Origin of the sequence: Sulfobacillus thermotolerans, assembly GCF_039623705.1 — a bacterium.
In the GTDB taxonomy this organism is placed as follows: Bacteria; Bacillota; Sulfobacillia; order Sulfobacillales; family Sulfobacillaceae; genus Sulfobacillus; species Sulfobacillus thermotolerans.
This window is the reverse complement of record NZ_CP133983.1, coordinates 1,071,405-1,094,354: the sequence shown is the minus strand read 5'-3', so window position 1 is coordinate 1,094,354 and position 22,950 is coordinate 1,071,405. Positions and strand designations below refer to the sequence as shown.

Here is a 22,950-nt window from a genome sequence, read left to right as displayed (position 1 = left end):
GGACATGCTTCGAAAACGCGTGAGCATCGTAAATGGTTCTACTGCGCTTTGTGCCGAAGCTCTAGCCTACGCAAAATCTCGATCATAAAAACAGGAAACATCCACGCCGTGGCGAATTTTTACGGAGATCAATTTCTTCAAGAAAAGCCAAGGAGAGCTATTTAATGGAAAAGTCACGGGGAATCATAACCGCAGGAGCTATGGTCAGCGTTCTCGCCTTATCTGGGGCTGCTTTTGCGCAAAAGCATCACGATATGCCAGACCATTCCAAGCATATGGAGACCATTCACGGGATGTTTGAATCCGGCAACTTTACGGGAGCGGAAATTACCCTCAAAACATCCTCAGGAAAAATGGTTACTATTGACCTAACACGTTCAACACGCATCTCATTAGAAGCACAAGGCTCGGTCAGCACCATTATGACCGCCTTGCAAAACCATCAACTGCGCATTACGGCAGACGTCATACCCGGGCCAAAGGACTTAATCGCCCGTAAAATCGAAGCTCATCTCAATGTCGAACAGAATTCTCGTCATAAAGAAGATCATCAAGACCATAACGGCGCCAAAAAGGCCGCCCAAAACAAAAATTAAAACAATCCTATCGGCAAAATCTCTAAGCCGCGCAATAGTCACGAAGCTTAGAGATTTTTTATATCCGAACGTGCTTTTAATAACTAACGCCCACATAGACCATGCAGATTGCTAGCTCAGTGAGGCAATGTCCCCTCGTTACTGTGCGGAAGGCCACCGTGGCGAACGCTTTTCTTGGAATGCCAAGATACCTTCCCGGGAATCCTCTGATAAAGCGACTAAGCTCACCATATTTTTCAGATAGTCCATGGCTTGTGATGTATCCATCCCTTGAATATGCCGCCATGCTTCCTTTCCCATTTGCGCAATAAATGGGCTGCCTTGATTGATCGCGTCAGCTACCTCCCATGCCTTGTCTTGCAAGAGAGAAAACGGAACCAACTGATTGAAAAACCCCCATTGATGTAATTCCTGCGCCGAAATAATGCGTCCTGTTAATGCCAGCTCAAGGGTCCTTCTTGGCCCAATAAGCTGAGCAATGGGCGCCATCACCACCATAGGGAACAATCCAATTTTTACTTCTGGCAGCCCAAACGACCCGTTATCCGCCGCTATCAAAATATCGCAAGCCGCTGCCAGCCCCATCCCCCCTGCCAACGTATATCCGAAGGCCGCTCCAATGACGGGTACCTTCACGCTGCGTATGGTTTCAATCAGTTGCGCCATTAAAGAAAAATATGTACGGACCGACTCCACTTCCCGCAATGTCGCCACTTCATTTAGGTCCGCTCCCGCGCAAAATGCTTTTTCCCCACGTGCGCTTAAAATAATTACGTGAACCGTAGGATCCTGACCAAGGCGTTCGAATGTCCCAATTAATTCTTGAATCGTTTGTCCGTTTAATGCATTGCGTACAGCAGGCCGATTCAACCAAATCCGGCTAATCGCCCCGGATTCCACCTCTATATTGTTCATCACTATCCCCCAGTCGTTGCATCACCTAAAACACAAACCGCCAGCGCGATCTTGGAGACCGCATCTGACGGTTTAGGTCGCTTTATGATTTCGAAGCGTTTACAGGAATCATCTTCCCGCCCGCATGAAAAACTTTAGCGGGAACATCATGGCCCAATTTCTCAACCAAAAAACGGGCTGTCTGTAACAGCTGATCTAAATCAATGCCGGTTTCTATACCCATTTCATCCAAACAATACACGGTATCTTCTGTCGATAAATTGCCACCGGCCCCTGGAGAAAAAGGCGAGCCCCCAATCCCTCCTAACGCGGTTTCAAAACGTGAGGCACCACTACCAACAGCGGCTAGCAAATTGGATAATGCCGTTCCCCGCGTATCATGGAAATGCAAAGCCAATGAGATATCCGGCAATTTTTCGCGAAAAGCCTGCACAACGTGCGCAACCTGCCGCGGATTAGCAACGCCCACGGTATCCCCCAGGGCCAATTCATGAATGCCCATATCGCGCAACCGCTCCGCCAAGCCCAGTACTTGAGACAAAGGCACGGTGCCTTCATAAGGACAGCCAAAAGCTGTGACAATAACCGCAGAAAGAACTACGCCATGGGACCGTGCCATTGCGCTGATCTCTGCAAAGCCTTTTAATGACTCGTCAATGGTCCGGTGCACATTTTTTTGATTATGCGTTTCACTGGCCGACACAAACACAGTCATCTCATCGGGATGTGTTGCTAAAGCGCGCTCGGCTCCTACAGGATTGGGCACCAATACCGAGTACACGACGTCCGCACGCCGGGCGATCTTTGCCATAACCTGCTCCGCATCCGCCATTTGCGGAAGCCACTTGGGGCTCACAAAAGACGTTACCTCAATACGGGGTACCCCGGCATGGGTCAGTTGATCAACGAGCGAGACCTTATCCTCAGTGGACACAATCACTTTTTCCGCTTGTAGTCCATCTCGAGGAGACACGTCCCGAATCCAGACTTTCGGTGGTGCTTGCCATTCCCAGCTCATTGCTTGACTCCCTTTCTACGGGATTTATACCGGAGTCACTGGATGACGCCTAGCACTAAAATCCCGTGATTTATTCCGATACAAGTGAAAACGCCGAATCAACTCTTGGCGTAACTCATGCGGTTGCACGAGTTCATCCACAACCAATTCAGAGGCTAAGCGCAGAATATCGATATCCTCACGGTATTCCCTCTGCCGTTCTTGAATAAACTGCTGACGCTCGGCTTCATCGAGTTCATGAATCTTATTAAAATACACGGCATTGACCGCAGCCTCTGGTCCCATAACCGCAATTTGCGCCGACGGCAACGCCAACGTCGCATCCGCTCCAAAAGCCGGCCCCGCCATAGCATAGAGTCCTGCTCCGTACGCTTTACGAACAATCACACTAATTTTGGGAACGGTCGCTTCGGACACTGCGGCAATCATTTTCGCCCCATGGCGAATGATGCCCATGCGTTCAACCTTGGTCCCGATCATAAATCCCGGCACATCCGCCAAGAATAATAAAGGAATATTGAACGCATCTGCCAAGGTAATAAAGCGTGCGGCTTTGTCGGCGGAATCCACAAACAACACCCCGCCCTTGACCTTAGACTGATTGGCTACGATGGCAATAGGCTCGCCATTTAACCGCGCCAGCCCCACCAAAATTTCTGGTGCAAACAACGGCTTGATTGGAAACCAAGTGCCTTCGTCCACCAATCCAAAAATCACTCGGTGCATATCAAACGGCACATTTTGATTGCTTGGAATCACATGATCCCAATCGGTTGGCACGGGAGGCTGTGGCGCAATTGCCGGCGGTGTGGCTTGATAATGGTCGGGAAAGTAACTGAGATACTGCTTACCCCATGCAATTGCTTGCGGCTCATCGGCCGCCAATAAATCGCCGTTGCCACTTACCGTGCAATGCATCCGGGCCCCACCCATTTCTTCCAAACTCACTTTTTCTCCAATCACCATTTCCGCCATGCGCGGAGAACCTAAATACATTGATGCATTGCCATCGACCATAATGACCACATCCGTAAAGGCCGGAATGTAGGCTCCGCCTGCGGCTGATGGCCCGAATAACAAACAAATTTGCGGGACACGGCCCGATAGCTTGACCTGATTGTAAAATATCCGGCCAGCCATGTTATTCCAAAATCAGCAGAGGATCGCTTTCGTTGACAAAATCCCCTTCATGCACTAGCACTTCAATGACCCGGCCTGCCACTTCCGATTCAATGGGAATTTCCATTTTCATTGACTCCAGCCGAACCACCTCTTGTCCGACGGCCACCTGATCTCCCGGCCCGACCAACACCTTAAATACGGTTCCTGCCAAACTTGCAACAACACTACTCATGAATTCATCTCCTCGATTTGCCATATTGATTGTTCGGAAAACCATCCCTCTAAGGCAGGTAGTGGACGTAGCCCCGTAGAGCCCCATACGCCACCAGCAATGGCCTCACCGCGGATTTTCCACTCTCGGGGAGGCGCGTATTCTGCGGCGAGACCCACTGACGCCACCAAACGTCCCTCCACCCACTCTCCCACTGGTCCCAATATCAAAGGATGCCACAGGAGCACATGATCGGCACTGCGAGCAGCCCAAAATCCGGGAATGGGGGATGGGCAACGAATATAAAGCGTCTTTCCGTTAAAGCCGGGCATATCGTTCATCCAGCTAATCTCTTGCCCATGTCCCACTACGGCGTGAATATCCCAAGATTTCCATGCACAAGCCCCATAATAGACCGCTTGATGGGAAAATACCCATAGTTTATGGTGAAATATTGTCGCCAGGGCCCAGTATCCCTGACTTTCCCGTCCATCTAAAATTTGCAGAGGCGTCAACCGAGCCTTTTTTGATGCATTGAGACAAAAGACATGATGCGTAACCCATCCAGCCCAAATATCGGCCCAATTGTGAGGGAGCTCTGCAAACCCTGAAAGACGCTGCCAATACTCTAGACGTTCAGGTGTGAGTTGCGTCCGAAGTGCCGCGTCGCGTTCCCAAGTCGCCATGACCGTATGCACTATTCTACGGACTCCAGCTGTCTTGCAATCACCATGCGTTGAATCTCCGATGTCCCCTCTCCGATTTCCAGAAGTTTCGCATCGCGCATAAAGCGCTCCACAGGGAAGTCATGCATGTATCCTGCCCCCCCATGAATTTGCACCGCTTGCAATGCGGCCCGCATGGCAGTCTCAGACGCATAAAGCTTGGCCATTGCCGCCTCTTTAGCATAGGGGCGATGCTGATCTTTCAACCACGCCGCTTTCAATACCATCATGCGCGCCAGTTCAACTTCCATTGCCATATCCGCCAGCTTAAATTGAATCGCTTGAAAACGATCTAACGTTTTTCCAAATTGACGACGTTGCCGACTATATCGCAAGGACGCATCCAAACACCCCTGAGCGACCCCCACACTCAACGCCCCAATGCTAATTCTTCCTCCATCCAAAATGTCGAGAAACTGGTGAAAACCCTTATCCTTTTGCCCTAATAAGTATTTGGCAGGAACTTCCACGTTATCCAAGTAGACCTCACAGGTTTCGCTAGAGCGCATACCCATCTTTTTATACCCCGCATTGACAGACAAGCCGGGACTCCCTTGAGGAACAATAAACGCCGAAATACGGCGCTCATTGCGGTCGGTTCGAGCCGTCACCACAATATAACCGGCATGCTTCGCATTGGTTATATAGATTTTCGTCCCTGAAATGCGGTAACGGTCCCCATCTTCTTGGGCAAACGTTTGCGTTCCTCCGGCATCTGAGCCAGCTTCCGGCTCAGTTAAGCCAAACGAGGCCAAAAACTCCCCTCGTATGGCCGGAACTAAAAAGGTTTCTTTCTGTTCCTGAGTGCCAAAAGCATAAATGGGCGAACATCCTAAAGACACATGGGCCGCAAATCCCAACCCTAACGAGGCATCAACCCGCCCAATTTCCTCCACGGCTAACGCATAGCTTACGGTCCCGGCCCCAGACCCACCCCATTCTTCCGAAAACGGCAATCCATAAAACCCCAGTTGCCCCATCTGTTGCATTAAATCCCATGGAAACTCTTCGTGCTCATCGCGGTAGCCTGCCTCAGGTGCTACCATCTCATTAGCAAATTCTCGAACTGTCTCTTGAATCAGGCGCTCTTCGGGCGTAATATCCCAATCCATGCGTCATATCCCCTTTACATGGCTACATCCATCCAGAATTCATTCTACCGCGAATTTGTCCAAAACGACTATAATCTAAATAAATCCGGCAGCACTTCTGCGCCATCAAAGACAGGTGAATACAACATGTTAACTGCTCCACAACTGCGATCGTTAAAGGGCACACGCCCTATCACATGGATTACTGCCTATGACGTCGTGCAAGCCCAAGTCGCTGAAGAGGCAGCCATCGATGTGATTTTGGTGGGTGACTCGCTAGGCATGACCACCTTAGGATACGAGTCGACCATTCCTGTCACATTGGATGATATGCTGCGCCATGCTGCCATGGTGCGTCGTGGAGCTCCTCACACGATGATGATTGTCGATTTGCCCTATCTGACGTATTACAATGTGGACATTGCGCTCGCAAGCGCTGGACGCATTATGCAGCAAACGCTAGCGAACGGCGTCAAATTAGAGGGAGGACAAGCCATTCTTCCTGTGGTGGATGCCCTTATCCAAGAAAAGATTCCCGTCATCGGCCACCTAGGTCTAACTCCACAAAGCGTGCATACCATGGGCGGATATAAAGTTCAAGCCAAATCCTCATCGGCCATTGAAGAATTGGTCCAAGATGCACAAGCACTCAGCGATCATGGCGTAAGCGCCATCGTCCTTGAAGGAATCCCTGACCGGGTAGCCGCTTATGTCACAGCACACATCGAGGCGCCAACCATAGGCATTGGGGCCGGTCCCGGCGTCGACGGACAAGTCTTAGTGTTTCACGATTGTTTAGGACTTAGCTCATCGTTGCCTAAGTTTGCCCGCCCATTTGCCGATATTCGGCACGCCATGATTGCGGGGTTACAGTCCTATCGCGACAGTGTTATCAACCGCACGTTCCCGCAAGACGCCGAATCCTATCACCTGCCTGATAGCGAATGGGAAAAATTTATCCAAGCGAGAGAAAATTCATGAACATGGCCATAGCGGGCACAGGCGCCATGGCCATGTTCTATGCCTATAGCCTAAAGCCTTTATCACCCACGTTAATCGGGCGGCGTTACCGCCCGTTTTTGGTCACAGAAAGCGGCAAGCAAACACTGCTTGATCCGCCTTTTGTCTCGTGGAACGACGCAGCTGACACACCCTGGGATGTGATTATTTTGGCTGTAAAATGGCCTGCCATGCCGCTTGTCCAGCAATTATTGGCCCATCAACCCAATGAGTGCTTGATTATTTCGCTAATGAATGGCATGGGGCAAGAGGCGGCTTTAATTCCGCCCTTGTCCCCTCAACAACTGGCCTGCGGTTTAACCACTAATGCCGTAACGCTTTCGTGGAACAAACACCACCGTTTACCTGAAGCCACGGTGACGGCGCGGGGAGAAACGACGATTCCGTTGATGCCTCATCCTCTCATCCCTTTTTGGAAGGAAACGCTTGACCATATCGGATGGTCATGGCGGTTTCTCCCCTTGGAGGCCGTTCTACGCGCACGCTGGGTTAAACTGGTTCAAAACAGCGTCATTAATCCCTTATCTGTCCTGGCCAATGCCCCCAATGGCGCACTCCCCGACCTGCCATTGTGGCATCTGATGCCAGATTTAATTCACGAAGCGCGCATGATAGCCCAAACGGCCGGAATTGTTTTACCCTCAAATCTCGGCGAGCAAGTGACTCAGTTGGCCCGTGCCACAGCTCCCAATATCTCCTCAATGCTCCAAGATGTCAGGCGGCACCGCCCAACAGAAATCAACTCGATTAATGGATATCTTGTGCAACAAGCACGCGCTCATGGAATGCATCTTCCTACGCATGAAGCAGTAATAGCCCTCGTTGACCGCATTGCATCGAACCCCAACGTATGACAATCCTCACGGCAGCCCCTTTGCAAACTGACACGTTGTTGTCCTCTGACTTTGCGTTACAAAAGCAGGCTATAACGCACCAGACATTCATAAAGCCATTTTTGACAGAATACTGTGTACCGATTTAATATTCTTCTTTTCCCTCATAAAAGAACGTGCATGCCGATACGCACGCCGACTGATCTGACTAGGTCAAAAAGGAGGCGTCATCATGGATGGACTTCAAACGGGTGTCAATTTTGGAGACTTACCCGTTAGTCGCTTTATTCGTCGTCTGACCTTTCTATCAGCAATGGGCTTATTTCTTGATGGTTACGACCTCACCATTATTTCGGTGGCCCTGTTATTTATCAAACCGCAATTTCATCCCTCTCCATTCTTATTAGGATTAGTGGGTTCAGCAGCCGTTTTAGGAATGCTGATAGGATCCTTGTTATTTGGCAACCTGACCGATCGATTTGGACGCCGTACCATGTATCTTCTCGATTTAGTATTCTTTGTGGTCTTCGCACTATTAGCTGCCATATCGCAGAACATGGCTGAGCTTATCATTTTTCGCTTTTTCCTAGGGATTGGACTGGGGGCCGATTATCCGATTTCATCAACCCTGACCGCAGAATTTGCTCCACGACGCCGCCGCGGTATCCTAATGGTCACGACAATCGGCTTTTGGACAGTCGGTGCCATTGTCTCCTATTTTGTCAGTTTACTGCTTCTGCACACCGGTCCCAACGCATGGCGCTGGATGTTGGCATCTGGAGCGATTCCCGCCATCTTAGTCATCTGGGGTCGACGCTCTATACCAGAATCGCCCAGGTGGCTAGCAGCTGACGGACAACATGACAAGGCCATTGCCATTGCCCAGCAAGTGGCGCGTGAAGCTGACACCACCCTCAATATCCAAGATGGCGGAGGATTAGGCCAAGAAACCCCCACCACGATGGCGTCATTTTCCCGTTTATTTCACAAAGATCTGATCCGCATGACGCTTTTTGCGTCAGTGACATGGCTTTTGTTTGATGTCGGCAATTATGCAACGATCGTTTTCAGCCCTACCATTTTCAAAATGCTCAAGGGTTCTACATTGACGTCATCGGTACTGGCCTCGGCGGCCATGCAGGCGATTGGGCTCGTAGGAATTGCTGTGGTGTGGATCCTCGTCGACCGCGCCGGACGAAAACGCCTGCAATCTTATGGGTTTTTGGGTTTAGGCTTGATTTTCATTCTTACCGGATTATTACATCACCCCGGATTCGGACTCTTTCTCTCGCTATTTCTGGTTCTTTCGGTCGTGGACCAAGGACCTGGCCAACTGACGTACGTATACGCTGGCGAAGTCTTTCCCACATCCGTGCGTGCCACCGGTCATGGGTTTGCGACAGCTTCATCCCGTGTGGGAGCCTTGATCGGGATTTTAGTGCTCCCCCTCTTTATCGCCCACGTCGGATTATCAACCGGTCTTATTGTCTTTGGGATTTTGGATTTAATAGGTATGGTGTTGACCCTATGGTTAGCCCCCGAGCCCAAAGGCCAAGAGTTAGCCGGCGGATAATCCATTAGCATCACACCAGCGTCACATTGAGAGAACAAAGACGCCAACGAAAGTGGCCGTCCAATGATGTGTTGTGATAGACGTTACGTCACGGATGACACCGTCTATCGGAATAACAGGCATCCCATTCGGTTTCCAAAAGGTCACTGAAATCTCACTTAGGAAGCCGAATGGGATGACTCCTTTTCTTAAGCTAAGGCGCACCTTACCCGCCTAAGCGTAGGAGCTCCCCCCAGAAGAACACGGACTACTATACGGCCTTTACAGTGCCGATGACGAACATGACTCGTGTCTGACGTTCTATTGGTCACCTCGCGATCGCCCACCAAAGACCAGGGGCGTTGAAGTCAAACGTAAAATCCTGCAAAGTGCTATCATAATCACACTGAGAACACGCCTGCATGCGGTGCAACTGCGGCAAAGCCTTGTTTTTTTTAAAGGGGTTTGAACAGTTTCCTTAAATGTTGTATACACTTATCTAATGATGTAAGATCTGGATATGGATCGTAAATTGGTGAGTATTCATGAAGCGGCTCAATTTTTGGGGGTTACTCCGACGACCTTGCGCCGATGGGAGAGAGAGGGACGACTCTTACCGGATGCACGGACTCGCGGTGGGGATCGGCGCTATGATCTGAGTCGCTTGGGATCCGCGTCTCAAGGCTCGGACAATCCCGACCGAAAAACCGTGGCCTATGCGCGGGTGTCGAGTCATGACCAGAAAGAGAATCTGGAGCGCCAAAAGCAAGTCTTGGAGATCTATTGCGCCCACCACGGATGGACGTTTGAGGTCGTGGCCGACCTCGGGTCGGGGATGAACTATCACAAGAAGGGCCTGAAACGCCTCGTAAATGACATCCTCGCCGACCGGGTCGGTCGGCTGGTTGTGACCCATAAGGACCGTCTCTTGCGCTTGGGGGCGGAGCTCGTCTTTGCGATCTGCGAAGCCAAGCAGGTGGAGGTCGTGATTCTCAATCAAGGCGAGGACACGACCTGTGAGGAAGAGCTGGCTCAAGATGTCCTCGACATCATCACGGTCTTTTCAGCGCGGCTCTATGGGAGTCGCTCGCGGAAGAACCAAAAATTGCTGGACGGCGTGAAACACGCCGTGGAGGAGGCGTTGTCATGATGCGGGCCCATAAAATTGCGCTCGATCCCAACAACGTGCAGAAGACGTATTTCCGCAAGGCCGCCGGGACGGCCCGGTTCGCGTACAATTGGGCCTTGGATCAGTGGCAACAACAGTTCGACGCATGGAAAGCCGATCCGACGTTGCCCAAGCCGACCGAAGCGGCTCTGCGGCGTCAACTCAATGCACTCAAGCGCGACGCCTTCCCCTGGATGCTGGAGGTGACGAAAAACGCGCCGCAGATGGCCGTGATCCACTTGGGCCAGGCGTTTAAGAACTTCTTTGCCGGGACGGCGGAGTATCCGACGTTTAAGAAGAAAGGCCGTCACGACAGTTTTACCCTCACCAATGATCAATTGGCCATCAAAGGATCGCGGGTGCATATCCCGAAGCTGGGGTGGGTGCGAATGCACGAAACGGTGCGGTTCGTCGGGAAAGTCGTGGAAGGCACCGTGTCACGCACGGCCGATCGCTGGTTCCTGAGTGTCACCGTCGAAATTCCTGATCCGCCGGTCGTTCACCGTGAAAACCAAACGGTGGTCGGGGTAGACTTGGGCATTGCGGCGTTGGCCACGCTCTCGACCGGCGAGAAAATCATGGGACCGAAAGCCTATGCGGCGGCCTTGACAACGCTTGGTCGGTTGTCGAAACAGTTTAGCCGCCAGATGGAGGCCGCCAAGATTCGCGCCGGGCTCCAGCCCGGCCGGCCCATCCCGAAAGGGATGCCCATGCCCTTGTCCCAGAATATGCGAAAAACACAGCAGCGGATCGCGCGGCTCCATGCCCGGATGGCCCACATCCGGGCGAATGCCTTGCATCAACTCACGACCGATCTGGTCGACCGTTTCGATGTCATCGCCATCGAGGATCTGAATGTAGCGGGGATGCTGAAAAATCACAAGCTCGCCCGCGTTATGGCGGATATGGGCTGGGGCGAATTTCGCCGCCAACTCGAATACAAGGCCTCCAGGCGCGGTGTCACGGTTGTCGTCGTGAATCGCTGGTATCCCAGCAGTAAAATATGTTCCGCTTGTGGCGATAAAGTGCCGAAAATGCCGCTCTCCGTACGGGAGTGGACGTGCCCCGAATGTCATACGCATCATGACCGCGACATCAATGCGGCCATTAATTTACGACACGTGGCCGAGAGTTCGGTGAGGGGCTCCTCACCCGTTTCTGCCTAACGGTAGAACTGCTCGGTGACTCGCTTGGGGAGCGCCCTCCGGTGGACGATCGGTCTTTGAGACCCTAAGAAGCCGTGGCGCGATGAACCAGGAAGGTGGCAACAGAGTGGGTCAGCAAGATTTTTGGCAACAGCTTCTATTGGGAACCCAACAAATTAGTGCCGTTGACTGGCCTTTTAGCCCGATACAGCATCCGATATGGCAATCGCCTATCACTCCGCATTTCGATGCTTCGCAATGGATCCACCATCCAAAGATTCTCAAAAATTCAGCCCGCTTTACGCTCTATGCCTTAGCCGCTGTCGCACAAGCATTGGACCAAGCTGCCTTACCAACTCTTCCTGCCCTTCGCACAGCGGTCATCATAGGCACCTCAAATGGGCGGCGTACCGGAGTTGGTGGACGCCCAAGAACAGTTAGCCAAAGGCCCTCAAGCCGTGTCGGCGCGTCTCATGGCCACCGTAATCCCGAACATGGCCAGTGCACAAATAGCCCTGCTATATGGATTACACGGCCCACAACTCACCCTTACCAATGCGTGCGCCTCGTCTATCGATGCCTTGGGCCTCGCAGCTCGCCTTATCCAATCCGGCACCGTCGACGTAGCCATCGCAGGCGGCGCCGAAACACTCATCAACCCCGTTGTTGGCTATAGCCTCTTTAATGCGCATGCGTTGTCACAAGCGGCGTCGGCTCAAAATGCTTCACAACCATTTGATGCCCACCGAACAGGATTCGTCATGGGAGAAGGAGCCGCCATCTTGGTACTTGAGTCGTATCATCATGCCCAACAACGGGATGCAAAGATTTTTGGCCAGGTGTTAGGCTATGCATCATTAGCCGATGGCTACCACGTGACCTCTCCTGAACCATCCGGAACGTGGGAAGCCCTAGCGATGCGGCAAGCCTTAGCCGATGCCCAACGGACGCCGCAAGATATCGACGCCATTATTGCCCATGGCACCAGCACCGTCGTAGGAGACCGTGCAGAAATGCGCGCGATGCACGACGTCTATGCACATCACCACATTCCGGTCACGTCGATCAAAGGACACCTCGGCCATAGTATGGGAGCTTCGGGTGCCATGTCCGCCATCGCGGCCCTTTACGCCTTGCAAGACGGAATGCTCCCCCCCACGGTTGGCACCACAGAGCTAGACCCGGAAGTAGAGTTTGACCTTGTTCAAGACAAGGCCAAACCCTTTTCCCTATCAATAATTCAAGTTAATGCTTTTGGTTTTGGCGGACAAAATGCCTCGATTATCTTAAGCCGGCTGCTGGGGTGAGCCAAGAACTCCATGACTCAGCCATTCACGCAACCGGTATTTCTGAATTTTGCCGCTCGGTGTTTTCGGCATTGACTCCAATACTTCCAAACGTTCTGGCCAAAACTGCTTCGTAAAATCGCACGCCTCAAGATAACGTAGCAACTCTGGCAACGTTAACGAATGCCCTTCATTAAGTACCACACAGGCGCAGGCGCGGTGGACGAGGCGAGAATCGTCTACCGCCACTAATGCCGCTTCACGGATGGCGGGATGACGGTACAGCAATTCCTCTACATCAGCAACCGGTACTTTCTCTCCGCCACGATTGATCATATCGCGGACTCGTCCCGTAATCCGCACATAGCCTTGTGTGTCTAGTACCGCCATATCCCCGGTCGACAGCCACCCATCATCGCTCAACACTTGTTTGGTTGTCTCAAGATCTTGATAGTATCCGATGAAATTTTGAGGCCCTTTGACTTGCAATTCCCCTTCCTGATAGGGACCCAGTTCTTGTCCTTGGGTATTGACCACACGACATTGCATGTGTGGAACGGGTCGACCATCGGTCGTGTAGGTTTTTTCCAAGTCATCCTCCGGGCGAACTAGCGTCACCAACGAATTCTCGGACATCCCCCACCCCGCTAGGATGTGCACCCCAAACTGGTCATGTGCTTTTTCGACCAAAATGCGAGGAATAGGGGCGCCAGCGCTAATAAAGATTCTAAGCGCCGCTAAGTTATGATCCTGTGCCTGGTAACGGTCGGTCAAGTCCGCTAAAAACGGCGTCGCGCCCATGGAAAACGTCACGTGCCACTGTGACATGAGAGCCAAAGCCGTGTCAGCCGACGAAAGGTCTGCGGCACCACCCAAAGTTTCGCGTCCGTTTGTCCTAAAATTTGGCGCACCTCATGGAGACGAAAAATCGGCATAATGGGACAAATGACTGCGCCAATTTTCCAAATCGCCCATGTCAGTACAACAAATTCCCAACTATTGGGCAATTGGACTGCTACCACATCTCCAGAACTAATACCAATATTTTGTAATGCCCGTGCGGTTTTCTTTACAAGCACCGCAAACTGTCCGTATGTATAAACCTCTTCCGCCCGTTCTAAAGAATGATCGACGACGTAGACCGCATCAGGTTGTACCACCGACCAATGATCGAAATAGTCAGCCGCAGTCCATTGCATGTTATCTTCCGCCACTTCGTTCATCGCCTTCCTTTATATAAGGGATTTAAAAACCACATCTGCCCGTTAGGCGCTGTTGTTATGGTTAACTTGTCCACCACTCATGATGGCTCGCGGCCTCGCATGGTCTGTCTTCTCTACTCGGTGGCTTGGGGTTCTCTACGAAGACGAAATGTGTATTACCATGAGCTTAGCTTAAAGGTTCTAACACAAGCCGGCGTAAAAGCTAGCCCGAGTTTTCGAACTACCAGACGTCAATGCAAGTGTTTTGCACATGCTTCCAGTAAATCACTCCATTGCATTAAAACTCTGCGCGGTTCGGGTAGCGAACCCGCCCGCCATGGACAGCCTCAGAAGCTTGTGTGTCTGGTTCATCTATAAAGGAAAATAGGTCCTGAAGCTCAGTCACTTCGGGCACCTGCGATCATTATACTCTTCAGATCTTGGGATGGGTTCCTGACGCTTTAATGTTAAAGATTTCAGGGACTCGCTGATATCTCAAGACGCTGTCCTATAGACCATGCGAGTGATGTGTGGTGCATCGTTCATTTCGCATGTCTTGGGACAAATTTCCCTAATCGCCCTCGTCTTGTATGATAGTAAGGGCTCACATACGACCAACACCATCCAAAAGGACAAAAGGAGCGGGTTTGTGCAAACCAACATCGTACTAAGCATCTTTGTCATCGCCATGATACTTCTGGCGTCGAATCGGGTGCGCATTGACCTCATCGGTCTCATTGTTTTGCTAGGATTAGGCCTCACCGGTGTGGTCCCATCCTCTCAATTATTTGACGGATTTTCATCCGAAGCCGCGATTTTAATTGCCGGAATGCTCGCCTTAGGCGAAGGGTTGGTTGCCTCGGGCGTTACCGAAGCCCTTGCTAACTTTGTGAGGAAGATGGGTCAAGGCCATGAGCGTCGACTGGCCATTGTTCTCATGATCGTGTCCGCCTTGCCGTCCGCCTTTATTAGCGATGTCGGCCTCGTTGGCATGTTTATTCCGGTGGTACGGAGCCTCACCCGTCGCGTACAGATCCCCGCTAGCCGTTTATTAATGCCCTTAGGAATCGCCGCGACGTTTGGCGGGTTGCTTACCATGGTGGCTCTCTCCAGCCATTTTGTTAGGCAGTTTGTTGCTCGCGGCCTTCGGCGTCATGGGCTTGCGGTTAGCTATCGTCTTGGGAGTCGCTCTCATGGCCGGTACCGGCATCTTATCCTTGTCGAATGCCTATAACGCTATCGAATGGAGGATTGTGGTATTTGTGGCCGGAATGATTCCTTTAGGGTCTGCTCTCATTAGTACGGGGATTACCCACCACATGGTCCACGCCCTTGCACTCTGGAAAAGCGTAGCCCTACATCCTGTGCTCATGATCGCCGTCCTCTTCGTAATCGCAGCGATCTTGACCCAGGTACTGTCTAACATCGCCACCGTCTTAGTCATGGCCCCCGTGGCAGCAGAACTCGCCAAGACCTTGCATCTACTGCCTTATCCCTTTGTCATGGCTGTCATTGTGGCGGTCTCCGTTTCCCCCCTCACGCCGCTGGCTAATAAAGTTGACCTTCTGATTATGGGACCGGGCGGCTTTCGCTATGGAGACTTTTTGCGTCTGGGCATCCCTTTAAGCCTGGTCATGGGGATCGTCACAACATTGCTTATTCCCATCTTCTTCCCGTTGCATTAACGAGGGCCTCGCTTACGACCCTATCATCAGCACCCGCCGTAAACCATAGAGTGCTATGAGGTGATCTGATGAGTTCCATGCTGGAAGGCTCTCCCATGCGTCCCCTTGTCAATCGCCTGACAAGGTGGGGCGTTGATGCGGTCTACCTTTTAACCGTCATTGCGGTTTTGGCTTTAGCCGGTCGGGTCGTCTACAGCATCATCGAGATCTTGTGGCACGCCCCATCTTACAGCGCCATCGTTGACGTTTTAGACCCTCTTTTGTTTCTTCTCATGCTCGCTGAACTACTCCACACTATCCTCATGGCTCTGCAAACGCACCACTTGCCCCTAAGACCGTTATTGGCTTTGGTGCTCATGGCTGTCTTGCGTCATGGAGTCGTGCTGGCGTCGACGTCAGCACTCGACACATGGAATGCCGCCGCCACCTTGGGAGGTCTTTTTGCCCTGACCGGGTTGTTAGCGAAATTGTCATCGCATAATGCCGATTAACCCATACCCACGACAAGACCCTCAAAACATCGACTGCCGTGCAAGGCTAGATGATAAACCCGATGCACGGCAGGATTTTCATAACACCGAAGGACGGTGTAGAGACGACATCAACGCGAACAGTGTGTATCGACATTCTAAAAGGCCATCGCATATGCCCATTCACAGTGGTTCATTTAATAGTCTAGAGCAATCGCTTCGGTGCCGTCCTTAAGAATAAACAGGTGCTCTCATGATGCCACGAATCGGCGCAGGTATTCATGTAAAACACGCGTATCGTTAGGACCCATGCAATCTGGCAATTCACGGGGTCCAAACCACTGCAACTGCAAAGTTTCTTGCGGATCCGCATGCATTGTTCCTGAAAAATTCTTGGATATATAATACACGGCCGCCAAATACACGGGATCCCCATTGGGATACACATGAAAAGTCGCGGCACCCGAATCTGTCATAAAATATTCCAACTCATAGAGTTCCAACCCGGTTTCTTCGCGCACCTCGCGCCGGGCCGTTTCTTCAAAACTTTCTCCGATTTCCATCGCTCCGCCAGGCAATCCCCAGCATTCATTATCTCGGCGATGTTGCAATAACAGTTGCCCCTGTGCATTAAGAATAATGACACCTGATCCGGCCATAATCAGTGGCTTTTTACCCACTTGTTGACGCAATTCTTGAATATAGTTGGCCACCTAAGGCGCCTCCTCGCGTTCGATAATCCTTACAATACCAGGCAGGGTACCCATGCGCCAGTCTCTTAAGAAGTGTGTTAGGATCGATTTATCGATAAAGGAGGGTTTACGAAATCAAAAATTCCCCACACATCATTCCAGCGCCTTTGGTATACGCAGCAGCCTTTGTTTTAGGCGCGTTTGCTCAATCTCTCAAAGCCATAGCATGGCCCGCTGTCTCCATCACTCGGTGGAGCGGTATTCTTCTGTTTCTTAGTGGAGTAGGGATCACGATGGCGAGTTTAAGGGTTCTCCGGCAGCATCATACCCCGGTCGACCCCTCTCGCCCGGTCAATTTTTTGGTAACGACTGGCCCTTACCGGTGGTCACGTAATCCCCTTTACGTCGCACAGACATTATTGTACCTAGGCGCAGCTCTCTACTGGCATTTGACGTGGAGCCTTCTCCTCATCATTCCTACACTCCTTATTGTGCATTACAAAATCATTCGAGCCGAAGAGCGATATCTTCTGCACAAGTTTCCACAAACCTTCTCTCAATATCAACAAACCGTGCGACGTTGGTTGTAATTAGTGCGAGATTGATGCGATTCCCATCCACAACAAGCTTATGATTTTTGCGGGAATGTCCTCGGTAGGATACAAGGGCTGGCCGTCACGATCTTTGGCTTGATTAAAATCCAAACACACTTGTAAACGCGTCAATGTCAAGCGCATTAAGTCGGAGAGAAACCGCGGCTCGTGTGTAAAATTTTTACAGCATGCGTCATCTCAACTGCTGTTTCACTACGCCCATCCCGGCCGCGACAAACAACTCGGTTTTCGTCGAGAAATAATAATAAATAGCGGCTTTTGTAATTCCAGCTTGTGTGGCCACATCGGCAATACTTACCCCATCATATCCAAGCTCCATAAATAACTGAGCCGCCGTGCTTAAAATGCGTTCTTGGGTTTGTCCTTCCGGAACGGCCTTAGGCCGCCCCAGCGGCCTGGATCCGGGAGCCACGTTGAATCACCTCGCAAGAATTTTATCACAGTCTGCTTGCACATTAATTAAATAAACGGTTAAATAAATATAGGGAGGTAATCACTATGAGTGAAACACCGCACTTTGCCATAAATGTTCGCCATCTTACGAAGCAATATGGAGACTTTCTCGCTTTAAATAATTTGGACCTCACCGTAGCCTATGGAGAGTTTTTTGGGTTTCTTGGGCCTAACGGGGCCGGAAAAACCACCTTAATTAAAATTTTGACAACACTTATGGCTCCGAGCACAGGGGAAGCTTGGGTTGGAGAATACCGAATCGGTGAAGACGACGAAGCTATTCGCAGTCATATAGGCGTCGCATTGCAAGACGTGGGCGTGGATCCCTTACTCACCGGTCGCGAAAACCTTCTTCTCCAATGCCGCCTTTTTGGACTCTCTCCCCGTCAAAGTCAAGCACGCGTCGACGAATTACTCGACCAGTTTGGACTAACGACCGCTCAACATCAAAGACTTCGCACGTATTCGGGAGGCATGCGCAGACGATTGGATTTAGCGTTAGCGTTAGTTCACAAACCCCTCGTCTTATTCTTAGACGAACCAACGACTGGACTCGATCCCACGAACCGCTTTATGCTGTGGGATCTTCTCCGCCAACTGAACCATGACGCCGGGATTACCATTTTTCTCACAACCCAGTATCTCGAAGAGGCAGACGTTTTATGCAACCGAGTGGCTTTTATGCGCCAAGGGCAAATTGTGGCAGAAGACACACCCAGCCACTTGAAGCAGCAGGAGGTGCTGGTGGTGCTGGACAATCGCTAATTCGTGACATCGACTCGGGGTATTTTATGAAACTCCGTCTCAGCCCAGTATCGCGTACCGCCCTTGTTTTGGCTCCGATGATTGCGGGCATGGCCCAATTGCTCGTTCAAACCGCTCTGATTATCGCGGTGGCCTATGCGATGGGATTAACACTGCCCCACGGAGCTCTATCGCTTGTGGGCCTACTAGTCTTAACCGCGGGGTGGGGATTGGCCTTTGCCGGCTACGCGGTAGCCATGGCTCTCCGGTCCAAAAATAGTCAAGCCGCTCAAGCTGCTACCTTTGTGTTCTTTCCCCTGCTCTTTTTAAGTGATACCTTTGTTCCGATTCGGGCTATCCGTGCTCACTGGATGCGCATCGCAGCCCAGTTCAATCCCACCACGTATGTCTTTAACGCCATGCGCAGCCTGCTTTCTCCCCATTTTTCGACAACAGTTTATTGGCATGGCGTCCTTGCCGTGCTGCTTTCGGTCGCTATCACATTGTCTTGGGCATCATGGACCGCATCCCGGTCTTTGCGCAAAGAATTGTAGCCATGACCAAAAGAAGACGAAATACAAGATCCGAGTGATATCGGCAGGAGTTTTGATGAGTGTTGTCGAATATATCGCCCTAGTCTTTTTTTGCGCCAACATCTTGCGATGTCGGCGGATAAAGGCCAATAGAAGGAGGCTATATGTTGATTAAACGCAAAGCATTGGCTGCAGGATCCGTGGGATTACTGCTATCCGCTGCAGCACTGTCCGGCTGCGGAACTACATCTTCAACCAGTTCAACAACATCGTCGCACACCGGAGGCACCGCTGTCATTGCTCTGGCAACCCAGACCTCACCCAACTGGTTTTTCCCTGATCTGTCTGCGGCAGCCTTTAGTGATGTCAACACGCAGGTCGACAGCATGATGTATCGCCCCTTAATCATGTTTAACAAACAAGATCAAGTTGATTATGCACGGTCGCTAGTATCTAACATTTCTTACAACAGCACAGGAACGCAATATGTGCTGACGCTTAGCAAAAAGTACAAATGGTCCAATGGACAGCCCATTACGGCTCAAGACGTGGTTTTCACCTGGAATATCTTAAAAGCCACCAGCGGCTCTTCAGCACCGTGGACCTATGGCGGCGTAGGAATTGGTGGACTGCCCACAAGGTGGCAAAACGTCCAAGCCGAAGGCAACGACAAAGTGGTTGTCACATTGACCACTCCGTCCAACCCTGATTGGTTTATTCACAACGGGCTTGGCCAAATTTGGCCCGTACCAGAGTCGGTATGGAACAAAGATCCTAACAACATGACGGCTGAACTCAAGTTTATTGAGTCAGTGGCCAACTCCCCGTCAAATCCCGTGTACAAGGTCGTAGATGGTCCATACCACTTCCAGTCCTATGCGCCAAACAGCCACTGGACATTTGTCCCCAACCCCTCATTTGGCGGACACAAGTCCAGTTTGAGCAAGGTTATCTTTGAATATGAAGCCTCTGACGACGCAGAATTCACGGCATTAAAGACCGGGACCGTCAACATGGGTTACCTCCCATTCTCATCATGGGGAGCTCGCTCGCAACTCACGAATGACGTCTTGACCATTCCTTATCAGCTCGGCTTCAATTATTTGATTCTCAATTTCAATCCCAAAGCCCCCGGTGGACTAGGGCCAATCTTCTCCAAGTTGTATATTCGCCAAGCCTTGCAAATGGGCGTGGATCAACCCGGCATTATTCAAAGTATTTTCAACGGCAATGCCATCGAAGAAGGAGGGCCGGTGGCTTCCTTGCCCAAAACCCCCTATGCGGATCCCGCACTATCCAAACCCCTGTACGGCTTTGATCCGGCTAAGGGGAAAGCACTGTTAGAGCAGCACGGATGGCACGAAGTTAACGGAGTCATGACACGCAACGGCATCAAACTGGAATTTACCTTCTTAGCGGTTTCCGGAGACCAAGCCCAGACCAACTTGCAACAACTACTGAAGAGCGACTGGGCCCAAGAAGGCATTGTCGTCAACATCCAACAGCAGCAGTTTAACAACATTATTGCAGACGCCAACCAGCAAGGCACAGACCCTGAGAAATGGAGCATGGCCGACTGGGGAGGCGGTTGGACTTATCAACCCGATTACTATCCCACAGGGGGAGGATTGTTTGCGACCGGCGCTGCCTCCAACTTCCAAGGCTACAGCAGTCAAACGATGGATACCCTGATTCAAAAATCCTACGCGCCGGGGACTCCTGCCCAAACGCTGCAAGCCCTCTATAACTATGAGAAATTCGCAGCGCAACAACTTCCGGTCATCTGGCTTCCGTACCCTGCGTCATCGTACGCTGGAGCATCCTTGCCAGAACACGCCAAGAACCTACACGGCACGGTCAGTACCTTCAACCCCATTACGGACATGATTTTCCCGAACTACTGGACGGTTTCTCAATAGGCTCTGCATGCACCTTGTACCCTTAATAAGGGGCGCCAATTCTGGCGCCCCTTATTGCTTAAGCCTTTATGACGGTTTGTTCTCTATTCACAACCGCGTTCCTCTCACCAGCCCATGGTCCCGGTTTACTCTAAAACGTTTACCGTATTGGTGTTGTCGTCGGTGTAGTAGACGAATAAATGTCCATTGGAGGTAACAGCATCGACACCAAATAAAGCCGAGCCCGCACCGGTCTTAGGATTCACCGGCGTATTATCCAACACCTTCTGCCCTGCGACATAGGCATGGCCATTATTCAAAGCGATTTCGACCAGGTTGTTGTTGCCCTGATTTACAACCAGCAAGTCGCCATTCAGCGGATCGAGGGTAATACCCGCCGGTTTCATCAATGCACCACCCTGGTAGATGAGCTGTCCTTGCCCTTGATTTGGGGTATTGGCGCCAGTCCACTCGTAGGCGCGAATGGAATTGTCTGCTGTGTCCGTGACATAAACCATGTGCGTCATCGGATCATAGACCATCCCTTGTGGCCCTTCGATGGTACTAGCCGTCGACCCTGAATGCGCCAATCCACTGCCAATCTCCATAAAATGGGTATCGGTGTTAAAATTAGGCGGAGCAAAACCATACATGGCATCGACTGTCCCATTGAGGGCATTCGTCACAAAGAATGCCGGCGTCGTTGGATTGGGAACGAACGCTTGCCCCCATGGGCCATCGAGGTTGCTTCCCGTTATCTCACTGCCACCGTTGGGAAATACACCGCCACCCGGCGTTAACACCATGACATTGCCATTCGTTCCCATAGTGCCAAAGTCTGCAACCCAAAGTGGACCCTTAGGGCTGACGGCCAACGCATCAGCTCCTTGCACATCAGATGAGAACGTCTTAACGCTACCAGTCTGGGGATTAATCGCTTCAATCGTAGTGCCCGCACCTTGGGCCCCTGCTGCATTCGAAAAGTTGGAGACCAGCAGATCGCCATAATAGGGGTTGGGCGCAGCCGAGGTGCCGGCAAAACTGTCGTAAGTGAGTCCATAGGGATTGCTGTCGCCATTCGTAGCATCGACAGTGCTGGCAACTTTTTGGATGGTATGCATGATGCTAACATTGCTATTCATCAGGCTTTGAGTCGACGATGCCATAGTCTGCGCACTCGTCGCCGGACTGTCAATAGATTTCGCGTACGCCACAAATTGATAGGCGCCATTTTCTGTTAACGGAACCGAAAAATTCGGATTGGATTGATATGGACCACTGGCTTGCCATACGCCGCTTGGAGTCTTCCACCATAGTTGATAAACAGGCTGACTCACGTTCGATGTCGCTACGGTAACCACTTCCGCAGGTCCGGATGCGCCTTGTTCGCTCATCATTTTGACAGACACGGTAGCATTGACATACAAACTGTCCGGCGCTGTGGCCATGGCCTTTGCCCAATCACCTTGTTCCACGTCTTGACGGCTTAGCGCGTAGGCGACAACCTCATAACTTCCTGCTTGGACATGGGGCAATATAAAATGCGGGTTAGCTGAATAGGATTGCGCCATTTTCCATTGACCCGAAGGTGTTTCAATCCAAAACTGGTACTCTGTCGACGAGGTCGCTTGACTGTCTTGCACGGTGTATTGAATCGTTTGCCCAATACTGGCAGTCTCCGCGCTTGCTTGTAAGACAGGTCCGGAACTTGCCGCATAGGCCGTTAATGGCAACCATGCCATAGACAAGGCAGCAGATGCCAAAATAATCCGTGAACTCTTCCCCATTGTCATGCAATAGCCTCCTTGATAAAAATGCCGTGTCATCACGGTTTTGGTAATTTGTTCTAACCTTCATTTAGCAATACGCTGAAAAGGTTCCCCATGGATGCACGCCAATGGGCTTCATCCAATGTTTTTATACGCTGAAAATATCATCCACGAATTCTGTCGGATTCTCATGCTATGATGACTTTAA

24 protein-coding genes and 2 pseudogenes are annotated in these 22,950 nt (G+C 51.2%); 15 read left to right on the top strand and 11 right to left on the bottom strand.

From position 1 onward, the window contains the following. Nucleotides 1-164: 164 nt before the first annotated feature. Nucleotides 165-596, top strand: a complete 432-nt coding sequence (locus ORD20_RS05575; RefSeq protein WP_103376626.1) for a hypothetical protein — start codon at nt 165-167, stop codon at nt 594-596. Between the two features lie 138 nt (nt 597-734). Here the strand turns inward: ORD20_RS05575 and ORD20_RS05570 are convergent, their stop codons facing one another. The 6 genes and pseudogenes from ORD20_RS05570 to ORD20_RS05545 all read right to left on the bottom strand — a co-directional run bounded on the left by ORD20_RS05570 (nt 735) and on the right by ORD20_RS05545 (nt 5,699). Then, on the bottom strand, nt 735-1,511 hold the full coding sequence (locus ORD20_RS05570; RefSeq protein WP_103376627.1) for an enoyl-CoA hydratase/isomerase family protein: 777 nt from the start codon (nt 1,509-1,511) through the stop codon (nt 735-737). Nucleotides 1,512-1,593: 82 nt separating this feature from the next. Further along, entirely contained in the window at nt 1,594-2,529 is a 936-nt protein-coding gene (locus ORD20_RS05565; protein WP_103376628.1) for a hydroxymethylglutaryl-CoA lyase, read from the bottom strand. A 24-nt stretch (nt 2,530-2,553) separates the two neighbouring features. Next, nucleotides 2,554-3,666 (bottom strand): annotated as a pseudogene (locus ORD20_RS05560) (acyl-CoA carboxylase subunit beta); the annotation flags it as partial. A 4-nt stretch (nt 3,667-3,670) separates the two neighbouring features. Continuing rightward, nucleotides 3,671-3,883 carry an acetyl-CoA carboxylase biotin carboxyl carrier protein subunit gene (locus ORD20_RS05555; RefSeq protein WP_103376630.1) on the bottom strand — a complete coding sequence of 71 codons (213 nt, stop codon included), beginning with the start codon at nt 3,881-3,883 and terminating at the stop codon, nt 3,671-3,673. After that, nucleotides 3,880-4,560, bottom strand: coding sequence for a hypothetical protein (locus tag ORD20_RS05550; protein ID WP_103376631.1), 681 nt, complete (start codon nt 4,558-4,560; stop codon nt 3,880-3,882). The genes ORD20_RS05555 and ORD20_RS05550 overlap by 4 nt, the downstream gene beginning before the upstream one ends. After that, the gene (locus ORD20_RS05545; RefSeq protein ID WP_103376632.1) at nt 4,560-5,699 is read right to left on the bottom strand and encodes an acyl-CoA dehydrogenase family protein; all 1,140 of its coding nucleotides are present in this window, start codon (nt 5,697-5,699) and stop codon (nt 4,560-4,562) included. Before ORD20_RS05545 ends, ORD20_RS05550 begins: the two co-directional genes overlap by 1 nt. Before the next feature lie 126 nt (nt 5,700-5,825). Between ORD20_RS05545 and panB the strand changes: the two genes are divergently transcribed. The 7 genes and pseudogenes from panB to ORD20_RS05510 all read left to right on the top strand — a co-directional run bounded on the left by panB (nt 5,826) and on the right by ORD20_RS05510 (nt 12,703). Then, a complete protein-coding gene (gene panB / locus ORD20_RS05540) occupies nt 5,826-6,659 on the top strand; it encodes a 3-methyl-2-oxobutanoate hydroxymethyltransferase (RefSeq protein ID WP_103376633.1) in 834 nt (277 codons plus the stop codon). Beyond that, nucleotides 6,656-7,552, top strand: a complete 897-nt coding sequence (locus ORD20_RS05535) for a ketopantoate reductase family protein (RefSeq protein ID WP_158246380.1) — start codon at nt 6,656-6,658, stop codon at nt 7,550-7,552. The genes panB and ORD20_RS05535 overlap by 4 nt, the downstream gene beginning before the upstream one ends. Before the next feature lie 211 nt (nt 7,553-7,763). After that, a complete protein-coding gene (locus tag ORD20_RS05530; protein WP_103376635.1) occupies nt 7,764-9,104 on the top strand; it encodes an MFS transporter in 1,341 nt (446 codons plus the stop codon). Nucleotides 9,105-9,603: 499 nt separating this feature from the next. Next, nucleotides 9,604-10,233, top strand: coding sequence for an IS607 family transposase (locus ORD20_RS05525; RefSeq protein WP_103376636.1), 630 nt, complete (start codon nt 9,604-9,606; stop codon nt 10,231-10,233). Then, entirely contained in the window at nt 10,230-11,417 is a 1,188-nt protein-coding gene (locus ORD20_RS05520; RefSeq protein WP_103376637.1) for an RNA-guided endonuclease InsQ/TnpB family protein, read from the top strand. Before ORD20_RS05525 ends, ORD20_RS05520 begins: the two co-directional genes overlap by 4 nt. 82 nt (nt 11,418-11,499) lie before the next feature. After that, nucleotides 11,500-11,751, top strand: a pseudogene (locus ORD20_RS05515) (hypothetical protein); the annotation flags it as partial. Between the two features lie 43 nt (nt 11,752-11,794). Continuing rightward, entirely contained in the window at nt 11,795-12,703 is a 909-nt protein-coding gene (locus ORD20_RS05510; protein WP_103376638.1) for a beta-ketoacyl-[acyl-carrier-protein] synthase family protein, read from the top strand. On the opposite strand, the gene ORD20_RS05505 is transcribed toward ORD20_RS05510, so the two are convergent. Next, nucleotides 12,683-13,558, bottom strand: a complete 876-nt coding sequence (locus ORD20_RS05505; protein WP_430626588.1) for an AMP-binding protein — start codon at nt 13,556-13,558, stop codon at nt 12,683-12,685. The genes ORD20_RS05510 and ORD20_RS05505 overlap by 21 nt on opposite strands. Continuing rightward, nucleotides 13,492-13,905 (bottom strand): AMP-binding protein, encoded by a 414-nt coding sequence (locus ORD20_RS05500; RefSeq protein ID WP_430626587.1) that lies wholly within the window; start codon nt 13,903-13,905, stop codon nt 13,492-13,494. The genes ORD20_RS05505 and ORD20_RS05500 overlap by 67 nt, the downstream gene beginning before the upstream one ends. Nucleotides 13,906-14,533: 628 nt before the next feature. Here ORD20_RS05500 and ORD20_RS05495 point away from each other — a divergent pair. From ORD20_RS05495 to ORD20_RS05485, 3 genes are all read left to right on the top strand, one after another. Continuing rightward, nucleotides 14,534-15,118, top strand: a complete 585-nt coding sequence (locus ORD20_RS05495) for an SLC13 family permease (protein ID WP_430626586.1) — start codon at nt 14,534-14,536, stop codon at nt 15,116-15,118. Beyond that, nucleotides 15,039-15,569, top strand: coding sequence for an SLC13 family permease (locus tag ORD20_RS05490; RefSeq protein ID WP_430626585.1), 531 nt, complete (start codon nt 15,039-15,041; stop codon nt 15,567-15,569). Before ORD20_RS05495 ends, ORD20_RS05490 begins: the two co-directional genes overlap by 80 nt. A gap of 68 nt (nt 15,570-15,637) precedes the next feature. Next, nucleotides 15,638-16,060 carry a phosphate-starvation-inducible PsiE family protein gene (locus ORD20_RS05485; RefSeq protein ID WP_103376640.1) on the top strand — a complete coding sequence of 141 codons (423 nt, stop codon included), beginning with the start codon at nt 15,638-15,640 and terminating at the stop codon, nt 16,058-16,060. Nucleotides 16,061-16,290: 230 nt separating this feature from the next. Here the strand turns inward: ORD20_RS05485 and ORD20_RS05480 are convergent, their stop codons facing one another. Then, the gene (locus ORD20_RS05480) at nt 16,291-16,752 is read right to left on the bottom strand and encodes an NUDIX hydrolase (protein WP_207654694.1); all 462 of its coding nucleotides are present in this window, start codon (nt 16,750-16,752) and stop codon (nt 16,291-16,293) included. Between the two features lie 146 nt (nt 16,753-16,898). Between ORD20_RS05480 and ORD20_RS05475 the strand changes: the two genes are divergently transcribed. Continuing rightward, nucleotides 16,899-17,321 carry a methyltransferase family protein gene (locus ORD20_RS05475; RefSeq protein WP_158246382.1) on the top strand — a complete coding sequence of 141 codons (423 nt, stop codon included), beginning with the start codon at nt 16,899-16,901 and terminating at the stop codon, nt 17,319-17,321. A gap of 196 nt (nt 17,322-17,517) precedes the next feature. On the opposite strand, the gene ORD20_RS05470 is transcribed toward ORD20_RS05475, so the two are convergent. Further along, the gene (locus ORD20_RS05470) at nt 17,518-17,757 is read right to left on the bottom strand and encodes a TetR/AcrR family transcriptional regulator (protein ID WP_430626584.1); all 240 of its coding nucleotides are present in this window, start codon (nt 17,755-17,757) and stop codon (nt 17,518-17,520) included. A gap of 86 nt (nt 17,758-17,843) precedes the next feature. Between ORD20_RS05470 and ORD20_RS05465 the strand changes: the two genes are divergently transcribed. The 3 genes from ORD20_RS05465 to ORD20_RS05455 all read left to right on the top strand — a co-directional run bounded on the left by ORD20_RS05465 (nt 17,844) and on the right by ORD20_RS05455 (nt 20,994). After that, complete coding sequence (locus tag ORD20_RS05465; RefSeq protein ID WP_430626583.1) at nt 17,844-18,563, top strand: ABC transporter ATP-binding protein; 720 nt, start codon at nt 17,844-17,846, stop codon at nt 18,561-18,563. Nucleotides 18,564-18,589: 26 nt separating this feature from the next. Then, entirely contained in the window at nt 18,590-19,096 is a 507-nt protein-coding gene (locus ORD20_RS05460; RefSeq protein WP_430626582.1) for an ABC transporter permease, read from the top strand. Between the two features lie 143 nt (nt 19,097-19,239). Beyond that, the gene (locus ORD20_RS05455) at nt 19,240-20,994 is read left to right on the top strand and encodes a peptide ABC transporter substrate-binding protein (protein WP_242968635.1); all 1,755 of its coding nucleotides are present in this window, start codon (nt 19,240-19,242) and stop codon (nt 20,992-20,994) included. A 125-nt stretch (nt 20,995-21,119) separates the two neighbouring features. Here the strand turns inward: ORD20_RS05455 and ORD20_RS05450 are convergent, their stop codons facing one another. Continuing rightward, entirely contained in the window at nt 21,120-22,766 is a 1,647-nt protein-coding gene (locus ORD20_RS05450) for a hypothetical protein (protein ID WP_103376645.1), read from the bottom strand. Nucleotides 22,767-22,950: the final 184 nt, after the last annotated feature.

Excerpts from the sequence above, each read along its gene's own strand:
- ORD20_RS05575 (WP_103376626.1), top strand. The coding sequence starts at position 165 with ATGGAAAAGTCACGGGGAATCATAACCGCAGGAGCTATGGTCAGCGTT.
- ORD20_RS05570 (WP_103376627.1), bottom strand. The coding sequence starts at position 1,511 with ATGAACAATATAGAGGTGGAATCCGGGGCGATTAGCCGGATTTGGTTG.
- ORD20_RS05565 (WP_103376628.1), bottom strand. The coding sequence starts at position 2,529 with ATGAGCTGGGAATGGCAAGCACCACCGAAAGTCTGGATTCGGGACGTG.
- ORD20_RS05555 (WP_103376630.1), bottom strand. The coding sequence starts at position 3,883 with ATGAGTAGTGTTGTTGCAAGTTTGGCAGGAACCGTATTTAAGGTGTTG.
- ORD20_RS05545 (WP_103376632.1), bottom strand. The coding sequence starts at position 5,699 with ATGGATTGGGATATTACGCCCGAAGAGCGCCTGATTCAAGAGACAGTT.
- panB (WP_103376633.1), top strand. The coding sequence starts at position 5,826 with ATGTTAACTGCTCCACAACTGCGATCGTTAAAGGGCACACGCCCTATC.
- ORD20_RS05535 (WP_158246380.1), top strand. The coding sequence starts at position 6,656 with ATGAACATGGCCATAGCGGGCACAGGCGCCATGGCCATGTTCTATGCC.
- ORD20_RS05530 (WP_103376635.1), top strand. The coding sequence starts at position 7,764 with ATGGATGGACTTCAAACGGGTGTCAATTTTGGAGACTTACCCGTTAGT.
- ORD20_RS05525 (WP_103376636.1), top strand. The coding sequence starts at position 9,604 with ATGGATCGTAAATTGGTGAGTATTCATGAAGCGGCTCAATTTTTGGGG.
- ORD20_RS05520 (WP_103376637.1), top strand. The coding sequence starts at position 10,230 with ATGATGCGGGCCCATAAAATTGCGCTCGATCCCAACAACGTGCAGAAG.
- ORD20_RS05510 (WP_103376638.1), top strand. The coding sequence starts at position 11,795 with ATGGGCGGCGTACCGGAGTTGGTGGACGCCCAAGAACAGTTAGCCAAA.
- ORD20_RS05500 (WP_430626587.1), bottom strand. The coding sequence starts at position 13,905 with ATGAACGAAGTGGCGGAAGATAACATGCAATGGACTGCGGCTGACTAT.
- ORD20_RS05490 (WP_430626585.1), top strand. The coding sequence starts at position 15,039 with ATGGGCTTGCGGTTAGCTATCGTCTTGGGAGTCGCTCTCATGGCCGGT.
- ORD20_RS05485 (WP_103376640.1), top strand. The coding sequence starts at position 15,638 with ATGAGTTCCATGCTGGAAGGCTCTCCCATGCGTCCCCTTGTCAATCGC.
- ORD20_RS05465 (WP_430626583.1), top strand. The coding sequence starts at position 17,844 with ATGAGTGAAACACCGCACTTTGCCATAAATGTTCGCCATCTTACGAAG.
- ORD20_RS05460 (WP_430626582.1), top strand. The coding sequence starts at position 18,590 with ATGAAACTCCGTCTCAGCCCAGTATCGCGTACCGCCCTTGTTTTGGCT.
- ORD20_RS05455 (WP_242968635.1), top strand. The coding sequence starts at position 19,240 with ATGTTGATTAAACGCAAAGCATTGGCTGCAGGATCCGTGGGATTACTG.
- ORD20_RS05450 (WP_103376645.1), bottom strand. The coding sequence starts at position 22,766 with ATGACAATGGGGAAGAGTTCACGGATTATTTTGGCATCTGCTGCCTTG.